Here is a 14,778-nt window from a genome sequence, read left to right as displayed (position 1 = left end):
CCTTATCTTTAAAGAGTAGACAGCGGACAAATCACGCTGCCTATCTCCTCAATTAAAAGTCATTGGACTTAATCATCACTTTAATTTCATCCCCAGACATGACACTTTCAAATGCTTTGCGCCAATCTGCTAACACAAATTCTTTGGTAATCATTTCATCAATATGAATAGAACCTTTTGCAAGTAAATGCAATGCTACTGGCCAATCATAGGGATTTTGAGAACGGCTACCTACGTAGTTAATTTCTCTTTGGATAATTGTTTCTAAATCTAATTCATTCATTTTATTTTTGAACAAACCTACTTGAATGAACTCGCCGCCTTTTCGAATTAACGGTAACGCATAATTAATGGCACCTACTGCACCAGAAGCATCGTAAATTTTATCTACACCTAACTCATCGGTTTCTTGTAAAACAACTTCTTTTAAGTCTTCTTTTTCTGTATTTACAATCACATCAGCACCCATTTTTTGTGCTAACGCCAACCGATGTTCATCTCTGGTAATGCCTGTCACAATAACTTTAGAACCAATTTCTTTTGCAATTTGAACTAAATACAAACCAATCGGACCAGGACCAATAATTAAAATCGTATCATGTAAATCCAAATGACTTTTTTGATACATGGCGTGGACGCAACATGCTAACGGTTCAGTCATTGCGGCACCCTTATAGCTTAAAGAGTCCGGTAACTTATGCGCATATTTTTCCTTTACTAATAAATAATTAGCCATTGAGCCATTTTGTTGTGTACCGATACCTTTGCGGTGGGGGCATAAGTTATATTGTTCTTTTGCGCAATATTCACATTCGTTGCATACATAAAAAGTCGTTTGACTCGTCACTCGATCATTTGGGACAAATTTTGTCACGTCTGCTCCCACTTCCACCACTTGACCAGAAAATTCATGTCCTAAAATCACCGGTGTTGTAGGATTGTTATATTCGCCTTTAAATGTGTGTATATCTGAACCACAAATCCCTGTATAAGCAACTTTCACTAATAATTCATCCGCTGCAGGAGACGGAATATCTACTTCTAAGAGTGCCATTTGATCGTATCCAGGTGCCGTTTTAGTTACACCTAACATTTTATCCGTTGTCATTGTTTTCAGCCTTTCTAACTTATCGTTTTTTTAGAAAATACCATTCCATAATTGTGCTAATTTTAAGAAAATCCAGTTTAAAATATTTCCACCAGTGTCAAAATTACTAATTTGGGCAGCACCTTCTGGAAAGGCTACCACACCCTCTGCCATTTGTGTTAAAACTGGTGCATAATCTGTCGCCATTAATAAAGCAAATACCATTACAACTGTACACGTTAAAACAGAATGCAAAATGTTTCCTTTGCGACTTGGAACAATCATTCCCACAAAAAATGGAATTGTTGCTAAGTCTCCAAATGGTAACACGCGATTTCCTGGTAAGATAACTGCTAAAAATAGCGTGATTGGTACCATTAATAAACCTGTAGCTAACGCTGATGGTGAACCAGTTGCTAACGCCGCATCCATTCCTAGGTAAATTTCACGGTCTCCATAGCGATCTTTCAATAATTTTTGCGCGCCTTCTTGGATAGGTATTAAACCTTCCATTAAAATTTTTACCATCCGTGGCATTAATAACATAACGGCACCCATCGTCATTCCCATTTGCAAAATACCTGAAATATCATACCCACCTAAAGCTGCCAATACTCCACCAATTAAGATACCCATAACCATTGGCTCACCGAAAATGCCGAAACGTTTTTGAATGGTCTCTGGGTTAACATCAATGTCACGAATACCTGGAATTCGACTAATCACCCAGCCAATCGGAATTCCCAATACCGCATAACCGGCTGTTGATCCAGTTGAAAAAGCAATCCCTTCAAGTCCATAATATTCTTGGACAGCAGGTGCCGTTTTATCTGCTAAAATTTGTACAAATACGGTATATGCAATCCCCGCAATCACACCTAGAATTAAATTTCCAGTCACAATATAAACAGTTGCTGCGGCTGCCGACATATGCCAATAATTCCAAATATCAATATTTAACGTTTTGGTCCAATTCAATGCTAACATTATCAAATTAACCACTAAAATAATGGGAATCATCAAGGCTGAGATAGGCTGTGCCCAAGTTCCAGCGGCAATAGCCGGCCAACCACCATCAATCACCGTTAAATTTAACCCAAAACGTTCAACCATTGCTTGGGCAGCTGGACCTACGCTCGTCGTTAAAAGATTAATCACTAAATTAATGCCAATCATGCCGATTCCCACCGTAATTCCCGAGAGCAATGCTTTGGTAGGTTTCACTTTAAAAACAACACCTAGAATAAAAATAATGATTGGTAACATTACACTTGCACCCATATTCAAGACACTCTGTACAATATTCATCAATGTATCCATTAATAAGACCTCTCCATTCTATAAATAATAATAATCAAACTATGCTAGAATTTCTTTTGCGATGGTGATAATTTTGTCTTCTACTTTTTCTGTCCCAATACCTGTAAGAAAGGCCATTGCTTGAATCGCCGGAATTTTATACTGTGTTGGAAGCATAGTCGTCGAGATGAGCATGTCTGCATTCTCTTGCTTTCCTACTGCTTCCGAAATTTTAATTTGCTGAATTTCACAGGGAATATGATGCTCTGCAAATAAATCTTCTACTTTTTTTACCACTACCGTTGATGTTGCAATTCCTGCACCACATGCAATCAAAACTCGTACTTTTTTCATCTTAATTCCTCCAATATACTTTTTATGTAAAAACAACTATTTTGAATCTCACTGTGTATTTGTTATCTTTTACAAGTCTTACTATACGTTACAAGCGCTTACACAGCAATCGCTTTCAAGACTCACTTTTCTTCTGCTTGTTGTGCAACATGAGTCTAATCTTCTTCTAACCCACCATTCAGTTGTACGAATTACAACGTTTAAATCCGTCCTTACGTAAAAGAAGTACCCTCTTCGCGCAAAGAGAATACTCCTTTTTCAATTGAATATTTTTTTCGCTAATTGTTTTCTTTAGAATCGAAAATTTGTACGGATTGAAATTTACTTCGATATTGTCCAGGTGTCTTTTCGTAATGTTTCTTAAAAATACGAAAGAAGAATGCGCGATCTTGATAACCGATTTCTTCACTGATTTTTTGAATCGACAACTTGGTATTTCGTAAATAATACGCGGCTGTTTCTAATCGCATGGTCAAAAGATGTTCTTTGAATGATTTGCCCGTTTCTTTTTTATCAAACTTGATAAATAATTGGGATGAAAATTAAATTGTCTCGCTAATTTTTCTAACGTGATATCTTTTGAATTATTTTCCATTACATTCAACATTTCTGATACTAAAATAGTTGAAGAAATAAAGGAATCATTTAAACGCAGGGACTTTTCAGCCAATTGACTACCTTCAACCGTCAATAATAAAAAGGTGACACGTGTAACTTTATTGTCTTTATAACGCATTTTCACTACTTGTTTTAACAATAGTATACTATAGAAATGCACATCATCTAAGGGACTAAATTCAAAAACATAATAACGACCAATCGTATCTTCTAATTTTAATGATTCAATCAAAAAACGATACAATAACGGTTCTTCCGCTAACTGATTTAACAAAGACTCGGTAAAATATTCGGGTTTAAAATAAAAACCAACAATGCAGGACCATTCTTGCAACTCCTCATAAGCAATTGTCGTAAACCGATTGGATAAAATCATCCGACCAGCGCCTTAAACCAATTCCTTCCCATCAATTAATATCTTAACTTCCCCTTCCAACACATACAAAATCCGCAGATAAGGTGCCGGAAAACTTAATTTTTCTTGGGTATTTTGACAAACTAACGCAGCAATATTTCGTTGAGAATTCTCTTTAAACTCATGTAATTCTGCTATCATTCCTGCTTCCGAAGAAATATAGCAATCCAATTGCTCCAAAAACTCATAAAACTTTTGATGTTGTTCGTAACTAAATTGATACATACTAACCACCTTTGAAAAGAACACTTTTTCCTTTTGCTTAGCTATTTTTTTCACAAAATTTTCATGTAGAATATAACATGTAATTACAAATAAATCTAACTTCAAGATTGTGAACACAGACACAATTAAGTGAATGGTAGCCATTATTCGAAAAAAATTAATCAAAGTCATGAATACAGAATTAGGAATTGACCGCACACTTTTAGGCGATCAATACATTGGACAAGTATTATCAGTTATTAGTATCCGTTTTGTCTTAGCTGGATTAATGACGCTAATCTTTGCAATGTGCATTGGACAAAACATTTTAAAAGTAACAAAAAAACAATGGGACGACGTTGTTTTAATGGGTCTTGTTTCAACAACTGCTGCCTATTTCTTCTTTAATATTGGAAATGTAAATATCAGTCGCATTAATTATTGGTTTTGCCGGTTTAATAATTTCACAAATTAAAGGTGGTACATCACTTACCGATTTATTTTCTTTCTCTTTCACTGGTGAAGGTTTCATGTTAATCTATGGATTATTAGCAGCCCTTGCAACAATGCTAGCAAAAAAATTAGGTTCTACCTTAAACTCATTTGTCATGACTGGTTGGAACTTAGTCATTGATGGTTTTGCTTTATTACTCATTGGATTATTCATGAATGACGATTTAAGCATCATCACTTGGACACCACTAGGAATTACGTTACTAATCATTTTAGCTGCAACATCCGCGATTCCATTTAGCTTATGGTACTGGTGTGCACAATACGCAAATCTAAGCGAATTATCTGTTTATAAATTTATTATGCCAATTTCAGGTAGTATTCTATCTGTTATCTTAGGTGAAAAATTCACTGCACCATTATTAGTTGGTTTAGCATTAGTTTGCCTATCAATTATTATGATGAATTATTCACCTGCAAAACATAAAAAAGAAACACAACAAACAAAATTAGGGAGTGTCAAATAATGAAAGATTTAAAAATTGGATTTATCGGTGTCGGTAACATGGCATCTGCTATTGTTGAAGGAATTGTCGCAAAAGAATTTGTTGCAGGTTCACAAATTTATTTATTCGATATTTTAACAGAAAAAGTACAACAATTTGCTGGTAAATTAGGCGCACATGCCATGAATTCACCAGAAGAAGTCATTGAAAATGTAGATGTTTTAGTTTTAGCAGTAAAACCAAATATCGTTCGCACAGCTTTATTAAATGCTAAAGCAGGTATTTTAGAAAAACAACCACTACTTGTTTCAATCGCAGCTGGTACAACAACTGAAGCAATCTATGATATCTTTGAAACAGATCAACCAGTGAAAGTCGTACGCGTGATGCCAAACGTGAATGCGATGGTTGGTGAAGGTGCTGCTGCAGTTTGCGGTAATGAATTTGCTTCAAAAGAAGATATTTCATTAATCGTTGAAATGTTTAACAAAATTGGTCGTGCATGGGAATTAGAAGAAAAGAACTTTTCAAACTTCACTGCTTTAGCAGGAAGCTCACCAGCTTATGCTTACCTATTTATCGATTCAATTGCACGTGCGGGTGTCAAAAACGGTTTACCAAAAGACATCGCGTTAGAAATTGCGACGCAAGCAGTTTTAGGTAGTGCCAAAATGATTGAAGAATCAAAAGAAAACCCTTGGACATTAATTGATCGTGTCTGCTCACCTGGTGGAACAACAGTTGCTGGGTTAGTTGAATTAGAAAACAATGCCTTTATCTCAACTGTTATCAAAGGAATTGATGCAACTATTGAAAAAGACTTAGATTTAATGAATCAAGCAAAAAAATAATTTTTCCCTTTAATTAAGCGAATCTTCCCCAAGAGACAGCAAAAAAAGACTCCAATAGAAAAAAAGCTCTGAACCATCTTTATCTGGTTCAGAGCTTTTTTTTCTTATTCAAATACAAATTGGTTGTGATACAATTCAGCGTAAAAACCATCTTTTTCCAGTAACTCATGATGATTGCCTTCTTCAATAACTTGGCCATCTTTCAAGACCACAATTCGATCGGCATTCAAAATCGTTTTCAATCGATGGGCAATGACAAAACTTGTCCGTCCTTTAATCGCTTCATCCATCGCTTTTTGAATTTTCGCTTCCGTTACTGTATCCACATTACTGGTTGCTTCATCAAGAATTAACAAGGATGGATTGGTAATAATCGTCCGCGCAATACTGATTAACTGTTTTTGCCCAGTACTAAAGACACTGTTTTCTTCAGTAATTTGGGTATCGTACCCTTTTTCTAGTCCCATAATAAAGTCATGAATGTTGGCTTGTTGCGCCGCATACACCACTTCTTCATCTGTTGCATCAGGTTTTCCAAAAACAATGTTCTCACGAATGGTTCCCGAAAATAGTACCGAATCTTGTAACACAATTCCGACATTTTGACGCAAACTATCCAAATCAATGTCACGAATATCTTTGTCATCAAAGGTCACCGAACCTTGATTGACATCATAAAAACGATTTAAAAGATTCATGATGGTTGTTTTCCCAGAACCTGTTGGCCCAACTAAAGCCACCATTTCGCCTTTGTTTACTTGAATAGAAACGTCTTTTAAAATCAAACGGTCTTCTTTATAGCCAAAGTCAACATGATTTAAAGCGACTGCTTGTGCCACACCAGAAATTTTAGGAGCATTCACTGGTTTGATTTCATCAGGTTCATCAAACATTTCGTTCAAACGACGCGCACCTGTAATTGCTAATTGGATCATGCTGTAACCAGAGGAAATTTCCATTAATGGACGGTAATATTGTTGTGAATATTGGACAAACATCACGACTAATCCCAATGCTGTGGCACGTTCTAAGTCACCATTTAATGCTAACCAACCACCTAAGAAAATCACAATCGCCGTATTCACTAGGGACATTCCTTGCATTAATGGAAATAACATCCCTGAATAAACTTGTCCTTTGAAAGTTGCTTGACGCACTTTTTCATTGTGTTCTAAAAAGCCATCAATTGTTTCTTCTTGTAGACCATTGGTAATAATGATTCGTTGACCACTGATTTTTTCATCCATGTAGCCATTTAGTTTACCAACTTCATCTTGTTGAATATTCACGTATTTGCGTGCTTTTTGAATCACGACTACTGCTAAAATAACCGCAATTGGTGTGGAAGCAATCGTTGCCCAAGCCAAAGTCACATTTTGTTGGAACATCATGATTAAAATCCCCACTAACAACGCAATATTCGTAAAGAATTGCAGCAATGCTTGGTTCAAACTATTTTGAATATTATCCAAGTCACTGGTAAAACGGCTTAAAATTTGACCATCTTGATGTGAATCAAAAAAACGAATGGTTAATTTTTCCAATTTATTAAATAATCCAATCCGCATACGGTTGGTCGATTTTCCTACAACTTGCGTAAATAAGATACTGTAAATAAAGTTGGCCGCACTAGCTAAGACATAAAAAATCAGTAATTTCCACACAACCGCAATAAATTTACTCTTATCATCGACACCTTGCATCAATCCACCAACATAATTGGCTAATTCTTGAAAAGCTTCTCCGACAAATTGCGGTGCTTTTACTTGCAGATAAGTTGCTAAGATAATGGTCACAAAAATAAAGAAAAAGGATACTTTGTAGCGTTTCAAATAATGATAGAAGAACTTACTTGCTTTTACTAAATCAGTCATACTTACTCCGCTCCTTTTTGTGTTTCAAAAATTTCTTGATAAATTGGGTTTGTTGCAACTAATTCGCTATGCGTTCCTTCACCCACTAGTTTTCCTTCATCAAGGACTAGAATGCGATCGGCTTTAACAACCGAAGCAATTTTTTGGGCAATGACAATTGTCGTTGTCTCTTTCAATTCACGATCCAATGCTTCACGGACCAAACGTTCTGAACGAGCATCTAATGCACTGGTACTATCATCTAAAATTAAAATTTTTGGTGCACCAATGACGCCGCGTGAAATAGACAAACGTTGTTTTTGCCCACCAGAAAAGTTGGCACTGCGTTCTTCAACAGTCGCATTGTATCCATCAGGTAATTTTTCAATAAATTCGCGAGCTTGCGCAATTTGTGTAGCACGTGTCATCTCTTGTTCGGTCGCATCTTTTTTTCCATGGCGCAAATTGTCCGCAATTGTTCCAGAGAATAAAATCGCACGTTGCAAGACAAACGAGACCGTTTCACGTAGGCTACGTTCATTAACTTGTGTTAAATCAACACCTCCAACTTCAACTTTTCCTGAAGTTGGATCAAATAATCGGGGAATCAATTGCGCTAAGGTTGACTTACCAGAACCAGTTGCACCCACAATCCCAATCATTTCTCCTGATTGAATAGTAAAACTAATATCTTTTAAAGTATCTTTCTCATCACCTGGATAACGGAATGAGACATGGTCGAATACGACGCTACCTGACAACGCTTGTTCCGGAACATCGGCATACGTCACATCAGGTTCAGCAGCTAAAATTTCTTTGATACGCTTCAAAGAAACTGCTGCACGTGATGTCATCATCATCATCATGCCTCCAATAATAATTGCCATCATAATTTGCATCAAATAGTTCATAAATGAAGCAATTCCACCGATGACAGTTGGATCATCTTTGACTAGATGACTTACAAAGAAAATAGCCCCTACTACAGCTAAATTCGCCGCTAACATAAAACCGGGAATCATCACTGAAAACAAGGTTCCCACAATAATATTGTGTTTGGTTAAATCATCACTTACTTTGCTAAAATAAGCCAATTGATTTTTTTCTTGAACAAATGATTTTACAACCCGAACACCCATTAGATTTTCTTTGGCAATATTGTTGATTTTATCGATTAAATTTTGAATAATCATAAAATGTTTGCCCATACGCGTGAAAGACAAACCTGTAATCACCACGACTGCAATAATTAAAGCGACAATAATCCACCATAATTCTGGTAAGGTCAGCATCGCTAAAATGAAACTACCAATAAAGAGAATCGGAATTCTAAACAATGATTGTAAGGTAATCATCACTAAGTTTTGAATTTGATTGACATCGTTCGTTAAACGAACAACAATATTTCCTGCTGAAAATGTTTCGATATTTCCAAATGAGAAGGTTTGCACTTTTCGGAACGCTTCTTCACGAATATCCGCACTGACACCTTGTGCCACTTTTGCTGAAAAAATCGTATTTAAAATCCCAGCAATTAAACCTAATACAGCTAAACCAATTAAATAAATACCGATTTCAGTCATTTCATCGTTGTTTTCTGTGATAATTGCTTCTAATACTTGTTGGAGTAACTTTGGCTGCCATAACGATGCCATGACCATTACTACAACCGATAGTAAGGAAACTGTTACAGCAAGCTTGTATTTCTTGACGTGTTTTAAGACTAAATCCATCGTTTTTTCTCCTTTTTTATAAATTTGACACCTTGTATTTAACACTGTAAAATACAGGCAGATAAATAATTTACCACGAGTAAAAATCAATTGCAACTAAAAGGATGACTTTAATGGAACAAAAATTATCGAAGGAAAAAATTATTCAAATCGCCTTCGACATTCTCGCTGAAAAACGAACCATCGAGGGGCTCTCCATGCGAAACTTAGCAACCGCATTGGATGTCAAAGCACCTGCCATTTATTGGTATTTCAAAGACAAACAAGACTTATTACAAAATATGGCTGAAACAATGGAGCAACAATTACAAGTACCCGATTCAGCACTCACGGCAATGGAGCAACTCAGCGCTTTTATGAGCGCCTATTATGATTTATACACTCAATTTCCGTGTGGCGCTGAATTAGAAATCAATACGGTTCCAGCTTACGCCAGTCGATTAGAACATATTGAAGCCATGAATCAATTAGTTTACCAACAAGGGTATAGCTTGGCGCAAAGTCGTCATGCTGTCTTATCGCTTCATTACTTATTGATTGGTTATTTGATTGATCGACAAAAAGAAGAACAATTGGCACAAAAAATTAGAACCGGTAATCAATCTTTACAACAATCCGTGCAATGGATGCGCCAATATGCACAAGAACAAGCGCTCGAATCGTTTCGTTTTGCTCTTTCGCAACGTGAACAAGAACTAGATACCAAAGAAACGTTTATGAATAGTGTCAAAATCTATCTTTTAGGCTTAGAACAGTTAAAAAATGACTTTTCCTCTTAGTTGTTATTTAGCTTATCATAGAACGTACGTTCGCACAATATATCGGGTATCGTTTTTCTCGTTAATTTTTCTAAAGGACGTAAAGCAATTTTCGTCAATTTAAACAATTCATTGTGTTGCCGTTTGACGACATCGGTCCATGCATTGGGTAAATGATACCCAAAATAAATTCGAAAAAAAGACGGCACCAGATGATAAAAAACATGCAACAACGTTTGATTACGTTCACGAAAATCAATCGCACTAAATGTTTGAATCCGTTGAATAATTTGATGGGCGCACTGCAATAAATAATCCAGTGAAGCATCTTGAATGCTCCCTTCTACAACGGTCATCACCAAACTTGTTAGAAACAAAGCTTCATTCGGGTAATCAAATGCTGGCGTACAGGCAATAAATTTTTCTGCTGCTACTTTTGCTTCTAGCCCTACCAAAAGCTCTTGTTCTTCTTGTGTGAAAACGACGCGATGATGGGCAATTCGTCCACTTAACAATGTGATATAATGCGACACTTCTTCCACTCGACTTGGTACCACTGTCAGCTTTTGCTCAATTACTGCTTGTTTTAAATGCTGACGAAAAAGCAAATAGTCATTTTGTGGTAGTTGTTCTTGTAACGCGGTTAATCCCCAATACCCCGAATCACTATCCAATAGTTCCGAAACAATATTCCGAGCAAAAATCCGAATTGGTAGTTCCTCACCTGATAAATAAAAACCAGATTTTCGTTGATACACAAGTTGGATAGCATTTTCCTCAAGATATTCTCTCAATTTTTTGATATCTGCCAAAATCGTATTTTTACTTACTTGCAAAAAATCTTGAAAATGAAAAACGGATAAATTTTCGACCTCCAAAAAGCAATATAGAAAGATGAGTCGTTGGCGTTCAATTTCCGAAAAAATAATCTCATAACGCGAAGTCAAAAACTTTAACTCTGCCCAACTAAAATTAATTTTTTCTGGTAGTTGAATATCACCATCTACAAAGCGAAACTCCGGTTGTCCCTTTTTTCTCAAAAAAATATTTACTTCACGAATTTGTTGATAAAGTCGTTGCGGATCGATTCCAATAACTAGTGCCAACTCCTCGAGAGAAATACGTGAACCATAAAACTTTTTTTGAAATAATTTTTGTAAGTGATAATCCAACATAACCTCACCTCCATGTTTTCATCATAATTTAAAAGCGTTTTCAATTAAAGTTTGTTTGAGTCCAATTTGGATTCTAAAAAACGTTTTCATTAGACCAAAGACCAACAAACTATGTTTTATAATAAAGAAAACCGCATGCCTGTCAATAAAAAATAACAAGCATACGGTTTTTAACTCTTATTTTTCAGCAATCCATGTTAAGACGCGCTGAATCCATTTATCCCAAAAATCCCAATCATGCGCACCTGGACCATCTTCAAATGTCACGTCCAAGCGACGTTTTTTCAGTTGCTTGGTCGCATAAACATTGGCATCATATAACTCATCTTCGGTTCCACACGTAATAAAAAAACGCGGTGCTTGCTTTTTATCAATCGTTTGAATGAGATGAATTAAATCATTTTCGGACCCTTTGATTTTTTCCAATGGACCAAAAATACCTTCCCAATAGTTCTTACCACGAATTTCTAAAAAGGAATCGGTACTTTCAGCCAAGGCCAGTGCACCTGATAAGGAAGCCACTGCCGCAAATTTTTCTGGTTTACGTAAGCCTAATTTCATCGCACCATAACCGCCCATGGATAACCCTGCAGCAAACGTTTTTTCTCGTTTGGTTGTTAATTGTGGAAACAGTTCATGACAAATTTTAGGTAATTCTTCTGAAATAAACGTCCAATAATTCATATCATACGTTGTATCCGTGTAAAATCCTAAATCTGTCGAGGGCATAATCACAGCTAAGCCTAAATCAGACACATAGCGTTCAATGGACGTTCGTCGTGCCCAGACGCTATGATTGCCATTCATTCCATGTAATAAATACAAGACTGGGACATCGGTTAACGCGCCTTTTGTCTCTTTCCCAACCACTTTTTTGGTCTGTTGTGGAAGAATTACATTGACCATAACTTCCATTCCCAATTCATTCGAATATACATTTGCTTGTAAAAATGCCATTTGTTTCCCTCGCTATCTTAAGTGTTTTTATTTATTATAGCACGTTTTTTACGAAGTGTTTGCGTAAAAATTAAGGCAATAATAATTAAGAACGCGGCAAAACCATAAACTACTTGCAATCCTTGGTGTAAAATTCCACGTAAAGGCAACAATAACTCATTGGTTAATAATTTGGCTGTTTGAGGATTAACTAACTTATTCATAATATCGGGATCATCGGTTAACGCACTTTTAGCTAATTGTGCGGAAGTAACCATGTTAAAGGTAATCCCAAAGACCGATACCATAATCGTTTGTCCAATCGTTCTAACTAGCGTATTAAACGAAGTCGCCATTCCTAGTTGTGATGTCGGGACACTATTTTGAGCAACCACCGTTCCTGTGACAGTCACGGCACCCATACCAGTACCAGTAATTGCTGATAATAAGATAAAGACAATAATTGGTGTATTCGCTGGTGCTAAAAATAAACCTAAACCACCAACTAAAATAATGAAAAGACTCGCAGTTAATACCCAATGCACGGTTTTGTTGGTCATCCAACGACTAGCCATTGATGAACCCATTACCCACATAATTGATAGTGGTGCTAACACCAATCCACCAATACCTGCACTTAAACCAAGAACCCCTTGCATCCACATTGGAATATACACTTCAATTCCCATCAAGAACCCACTAGACAAGGCAGCGACAATATTTACAATCACAAACACATGATTGCTAAATATATTTAAAGAGATAACCGGATCTTCTGCACGTTTTTCGACTTTAATAAACAGGATAAACGAGACAATCGTTAAACTAAAGAGCGCCAACACTTTCCATGTAGCGTTTGGTTCACTTAAATATTGGAACCCTAGCAACAAACTTAAAAGAATCAGCATTAAAAAGATACTGCCCAGAAAATCCATTTTCTTGGTATCTTTTACCCGTTTTGGTTCAACTAAAAAAATCACAATTAAAGCAATTAATACTAAACCAATCGGAACATTGATAAAGAAAATCCAATGCCAACCAATAGTATCTACAATCAAACCACCTGCTAAAGGTCCAATTACACTGGCCACACCCCAAGCAGTACTATTCAAGCCCAACATGCGTGCCCGCTTTTCCGTATCATATAAATCGGCTAAAATAGTCAACGCAACTGGCATCATTGCTCCAGCACCAATCCCTTGAATGGCACGTGAGATAATCAAAGGCAACATCGCATTTGACAAGCCACATAACGCTGAACCAATAATAAAAATGGCTGTTCCAAAAATAAAAATTGGTTTACGCCCAACTTTGTCGGCTAATTTTCCATAAATTGGTGTCAACATGGCATTGGTTAATAAATAAATTGAAAATACCCAGTTCATGATTTCAATCCCATGTAATGATCCCACAATTGTCGGCATAGCGGTTGTAACAATCGTACCTTCGACTGCTGTCATAAAAGTTGCCACAAAAATCGCAATCGTGACAATCATTGTATTCGTTTTTCTTTCCATTTCTTCACTTCCCTTACATTCTTTCAAAAAAAAAAAAAATAAGACCATCCCTATTGATTGCTCAATAGAGATCGCCTCTGTTATTCCTTCACACTTGCCAATAAACCGTCTACTTTGTCAGTTTGTTCCCATGGTAAGTCGATATCTGTACGACCAAAATGTCCATATGCTGCTGTTTGTCGATAAATTGGTCGACGTAAGTCTAGCATTTCGATAATCCCTGCTGGACGCAAATCAAAGTTTTGACGTACCGCTTCGACTAATTTTGCTTGCGAAACTTTTCCTGTCCCAAATGTATCAATTGAAATTGACACAGGTTGTGCTACACCAATTGCATATGCCAATTGTACTTCTACTTTAGAAGCCAATTGAGCAGCGACAATATTTTTCGCAATATAGCGGGCTGCGTAACTTGCAGAACGATCGACTTTTGTCGCATCTTTTCCTGAAAATGCTCCCCCGCCATGACGCGCATAGCCACCATACGTATCAACAATAATTTTACGTCCGGTTAAACCAGCATCTCCTTGTGGTCCCCCAATGACAAAACGTCCAGTTGGATTAATATAATATTTTGTTTTATCATCTAATAATTCAGATGGAATGACTTCTTTAATAACTTTTTCAATGACGTCACGATGAATGGTTTCATTGTTAGTTGCTTCATCATGTTGTGTACTAATAACGACTGTATCCACGCGTTGTGGTTTACCTTGATCGTCATATTCTACAGTCACTTGTGATTTTGCATCCGGACGTAAGTAAGGAATTTCTTCTGTCTTACGTAATTCTGCTAAACGTCTAACTAAACGATGACTTAAAGAAATCGGTAATGGCATTAATTCTGGTGTTTCATCCACCGCAAAACCAAACATCAAACCTTGGTCTCCTGCGCCAATTTCATCTAAACTATCTTTTTTCTCATCTCTTGCTTCTAACGCGGTGTCGACTCCTTGAGCAATGTCTGGTGATTGCTCATCAATTGCAACTAATACAGCAGCTGTATCGCCATCAAAACC

Annotated in this window: 16 protein-coding genes (1 of these 16 cut by a window edge); 4 read left to right on the top strand and 12 right to left on the bottom strand. The window is 36.6% G+C overall.

Annotated elements, in window-relative coordinates:
• Positions 1 to 52: 52 nt before the first annotated feature.
• From PYW32_RS01095 to PYW32_RS01070, 6 genes are all read right to left on the bottom strand, one after another.
• Positions 53 to 1,108, bottom strand: a complete 1,056-nt coding sequence (locus PYW32_RS01095) for a zinc-binding dehydrogenase (protein ID WP_016176373.1) — start codon at positions 1,106 to 1,108, stop codon at positions 53 to 55.
• A gap of 30 nt (positions 1,109 to 1,138) precedes the next feature.
• Entirely contained in the window at positions 1,139 to 2,407 is a 1,269-nt protein-coding gene (locus PYW32_RS01090) for a PTS galactitol transporter subunit IIC (protein ID WP_016176374.1), read from the bottom strand.
• Between the two features lie 39 nt (positions 2,408 to 2,446).
• Positions 2,447 to 2,740, bottom strand: coding sequence for a PTS sugar transporter subunit IIB (locus tag PYW32_RS01085; protein ID WP_016176375.1), 294 nt, complete (start codon positions 2,738 to 2,740; stop codon positions 2,447 to 2,449).
• 278 nt (positions 2,741 to 3,018) lie between these two features.
• Entirely contained in the window at positions 3,019 to 3,210 is a 192-nt protein-coding gene (locus tag PYW32_RS01080) for a helix-turn-helix domain-containing protein (protein ID WP_035009926.1), read from the bottom strand.
• Positions 3,211 to 3,212: 2 nt separating this feature from the next.
• The gene (locus PYW32_RS01075; RefSeq protein WP_016176376.1) at positions 3,213 to 3,734 is read right to left on the bottom strand and encodes a hypothetical protein; all 522 of its coding nucleotides are present in this window, start codon (positions 3,732 to 3,734) and stop codon (positions 3,213 to 3,215) included.
• A 12-nt stretch (positions 3,735 to 3,746) separates the two neighbouring features.
• Positions 3,747 to 3,998 carry a hypothetical protein gene (locus PYW32_RS01070; protein ID WP_016176377.1) on the bottom strand — a complete coding sequence of 84 codons (252 nt, stop codon included), beginning with the start codon at positions 3,996 to 3,998 and terminating at the stop codon, positions 3,747 to 3,749.
• Positions 3,999 to 4,131: 133 nt separating this feature from the next.
• Between PYW32_RS01070 and PYW32_RS01065 the strand changes: the two genes are divergently transcribed.
• From PYW32_RS01065 to proC, 3 genes are read left to right on the top strand one after another with little or no spacing between them, the layout of a single operon-like run.
• Positions 4,132 to 4,452: an EamA family transporter gene (locus PYW32_RS01065; RefSeq protein WP_016176378.1), complete on the top strand. Its 321-nt coding sequence runs from the start codon at positions 4,132 to 4,134 to the stop codon at positions 4,450 to 4,452.
• 55 nt (positions 4,453 to 4,507) lie between these two features.
• Positions 4,508 to 4,957, top strand: a complete 450-nt coding sequence (locus PYW32_RS01060; RefSeq protein WP_016176379.1) for a DMT family transporter — start codon at positions 4,508 to 4,510, stop codon at positions 4,955 to 4,957.
• Positions 4,957 to 5,787 carry a pyrroline-5-carboxylate reductase gene (proC, locus tag PYW32_RS01055; protein WP_016176380.1) on the top strand — a complete coding sequence of 277 codons (831 nt, stop codon included), beginning with the start codon at positions 4,957 to 4,959 and terminating at the stop codon, positions 5,785 to 5,787. Before PYW32_RS01060 ends, proC begins: the two co-directional genes overlap by 1 nt.
• 104 nt (positions 5,788 to 5,891) lie before the next feature.
• Here proC and PYW32_RS01050 read toward each other — a convergent pair whose 3' ends face one another.
• The gene (locus PYW32_RS01050) at positions 5,892 to 7,661 is read right to left on the bottom strand and encodes an ABC transporter ATP-binding protein (RefSeq protein ID WP_016176381.1); all 1,770 of its coding nucleotides are present in this window, start codon (positions 7,659 to 7,661) and stop codon (positions 5,892 to 5,894) included.
• Between the two features lie 2 nt (positions 7,662 to 7,663).
• Positions 7,664 to 9,373 (bottom strand): ABC transporter ATP-binding protein, encoded by a 1,710-nt coding sequence (locus PYW32_RS01045; RefSeq protein ID WP_016176382.1) that lies wholly within the window; start codon positions 9,371 to 9,373, stop codon positions 7,664 to 7,666.
• 113 nt (positions 9,374 to 9,486) lie between these two features.
• On the opposite strand from PYW32_RS01045, the gene PYW32_RS01040 reads away from it, so the two are divergent.
• A complete protein-coding gene (locus PYW32_RS01040; RefSeq protein WP_016176383.1) occupies positions 9,487 to 10,152 on the top strand; it encodes a TetR family transcriptional regulator in 666 nt (221 codons plus the stop codon).
• On the opposite strand, the gene PYW32_RS01035 is transcribed toward PYW32_RS01040, so the two are convergent.
• The 4 genes from PYW32_RS01035 to metK all read right to left on the bottom strand — a co-directional run.
• Entirely contained in the window at positions 10,149 to 11,306 is a 1,158-nt protein-coding gene (locus tag PYW32_RS01035; protein WP_016176384.1) for a BglG family transcription antiterminator, read from the bottom strand. The genes PYW32_RS01040 and PYW32_RS01035 overlap by 4 nt on opposite strands.
• A 177-nt stretch (positions 11,307 to 11,483) precedes the next feature.
• The gene (locus PYW32_RS01030; RefSeq protein WP_016176385.1) at positions 11,484 to 12,263 is read right to left on the bottom strand and encodes an alpha/beta hydrolase; all 780 of its coding nucleotides are present in this window, start codon (positions 12,261 to 12,263) and stop codon (positions 11,484 to 11,486) included.
• 17 nt (positions 12,264 to 12,280) lie between these two features.
• A complete protein-coding gene (locus PYW32_RS01025; RefSeq protein ID WP_035009942.1) occupies positions 12,281 to 13,759 on the bottom strand; it encodes an MDR family MFS transporter in 1,479 nt (492 codons plus the stop codon).
• Positions 13,760 to 13,839: 80 nt separating this feature from the next.
• Positions 13,840 to 14,778 carry the 3' portion of a methionine adenosyltransferase gene (gene metK / locus PYW32_RS01020; RefSeq protein ID WP_016176387.1) on the bottom strand. Its footprint extends 252 nt past the window's final position, so the window shows 939 of its 1,191 coding nt (coding positions 253–1,191); the start codon falls outside the window, past its right edge; the stop codon is at positions 13,840 to 13,842.

The sequence above is a fragment of the Enterococcus saccharolyticus subsp. saccharolyticus genome (assembly GCF_029023825.1).
Lineage (GTDB): Bacteria > Bacillota > Bacilli > Lactobacillales > Enterococcaceae > Enterococcus_F > Enterococcus_F saccharolyticus.
Note: the sequence above shows the minus strand (reverse complement) of the source record. Positions and strands in the feature narration are given on the sequence as shown.

What these genes read in the sequence shown, in the direction of transcription:
- PYW32_RS01095 (WP_016176373.1), bottom strand. Translation starts at nt 1,108, where the DNA reads ATGACAACGGATAAAATGTTAGGTGTAACTAAAACGGCACCTGGATAC.
- PYW32_RS01090 (WP_016176374.1), bottom strand. Translation starts at nt 2,407, where the DNA reads ATGGATACATTGATGAATATTGTACAGAGTGTCTTGAATATGGGTGCA.
- PYW32_RS01085 (WP_016176375.1), bottom strand. Translation starts at nt 2,740, where the DNA reads ATGAAAAAAGTACGAGTTTTGATTGCATGTGGTGCAGGAATTGCAACA.
- PYW32_RS01080 (WP_035009926.1), bottom strand. Translation starts at nt 3,210, where the DNA reads ATGCGATTAGAAACAGCCGCGTATTATTTACGAAATACCAAGTTGTCG.
- PYW32_RS01075 (WP_016176376.1), bottom strand. Translation starts at nt 3,734, where the DNA reads ATGATTTTATCCAATCGGTTTACGACAATTGCTTATGAGGAGTTGCAA.
- PYW32_RS01070 (WP_016176377.1), bottom strand. Translation starts at nt 3,998, where the DNA reads ATGTATCAATTTAGTTACGAACAACATCAAAAGTTTTATGAGTTTTTG.
- PYW32_RS01065 (WP_016176378.1), top strand. Translation starts at nt 4,132, where the DNA reads ATGGTAGCCATTATTCGAAAAAAATTAATCAAAGTCATGAATACAGAA.
- PYW32_RS01060 (WP_016176379.1), top strand. Translation starts at nt 4,508, where the DNA reads ATGTTAATCTATGGATTATTAGCAGCCCTTGCAACAATGCTAGCAAAA.
- proC (WP_016176380.1), top strand. Translation starts at nt 4,957, where the DNA reads ATGAAAGATTTAAAAATTGGATTTATCGGTGTCGGTAACATGGCATCT.
- PYW32_RS01050 (WP_016176381.1), bottom strand. Translation starts at nt 7,661, where the DNA reads ATGACTGATTTAGTAAAAGCAAGTAAGTTCTTCTATCATTATTTGAAA.
- PYW32_RS01045 (WP_016176382.1), bottom strand. Translation starts at nt 9,373, where the DNA reads ATGGATTTAGTCTTAAAACACGTCAAGAAATACAAGCTTGCTGTAACA.
- PYW32_RS01040 (WP_016176383.1), top strand. Translation starts at nt 9,487, where the DNA reads ATGGAACAAAAATTATCGAAGGAAAAAATTATTCAAATCGCCTTCGAC.
- PYW32_RS01035 (WP_016176384.1), bottom strand. Translation starts at nt 11,306, where the DNA reads ATGTTGGATTATCACTTACAAAAATTATTTCAAAAAAAGTTTTATGGT.
- PYW32_RS01030 (WP_016176385.1), bottom strand. Translation starts at nt 12,263, where the DNA reads ATGGCATTTTTACAAGCAAATGTATATTCGAATGAATTGGGAATGGAA.
- PYW32_RS01025 (WP_035009942.1), bottom strand. Translation starts at nt 13,759, where the DNA reads ATGGAAAGAAAAACGAATACAATGATTGTCACGATTGCGATTTTTGTG.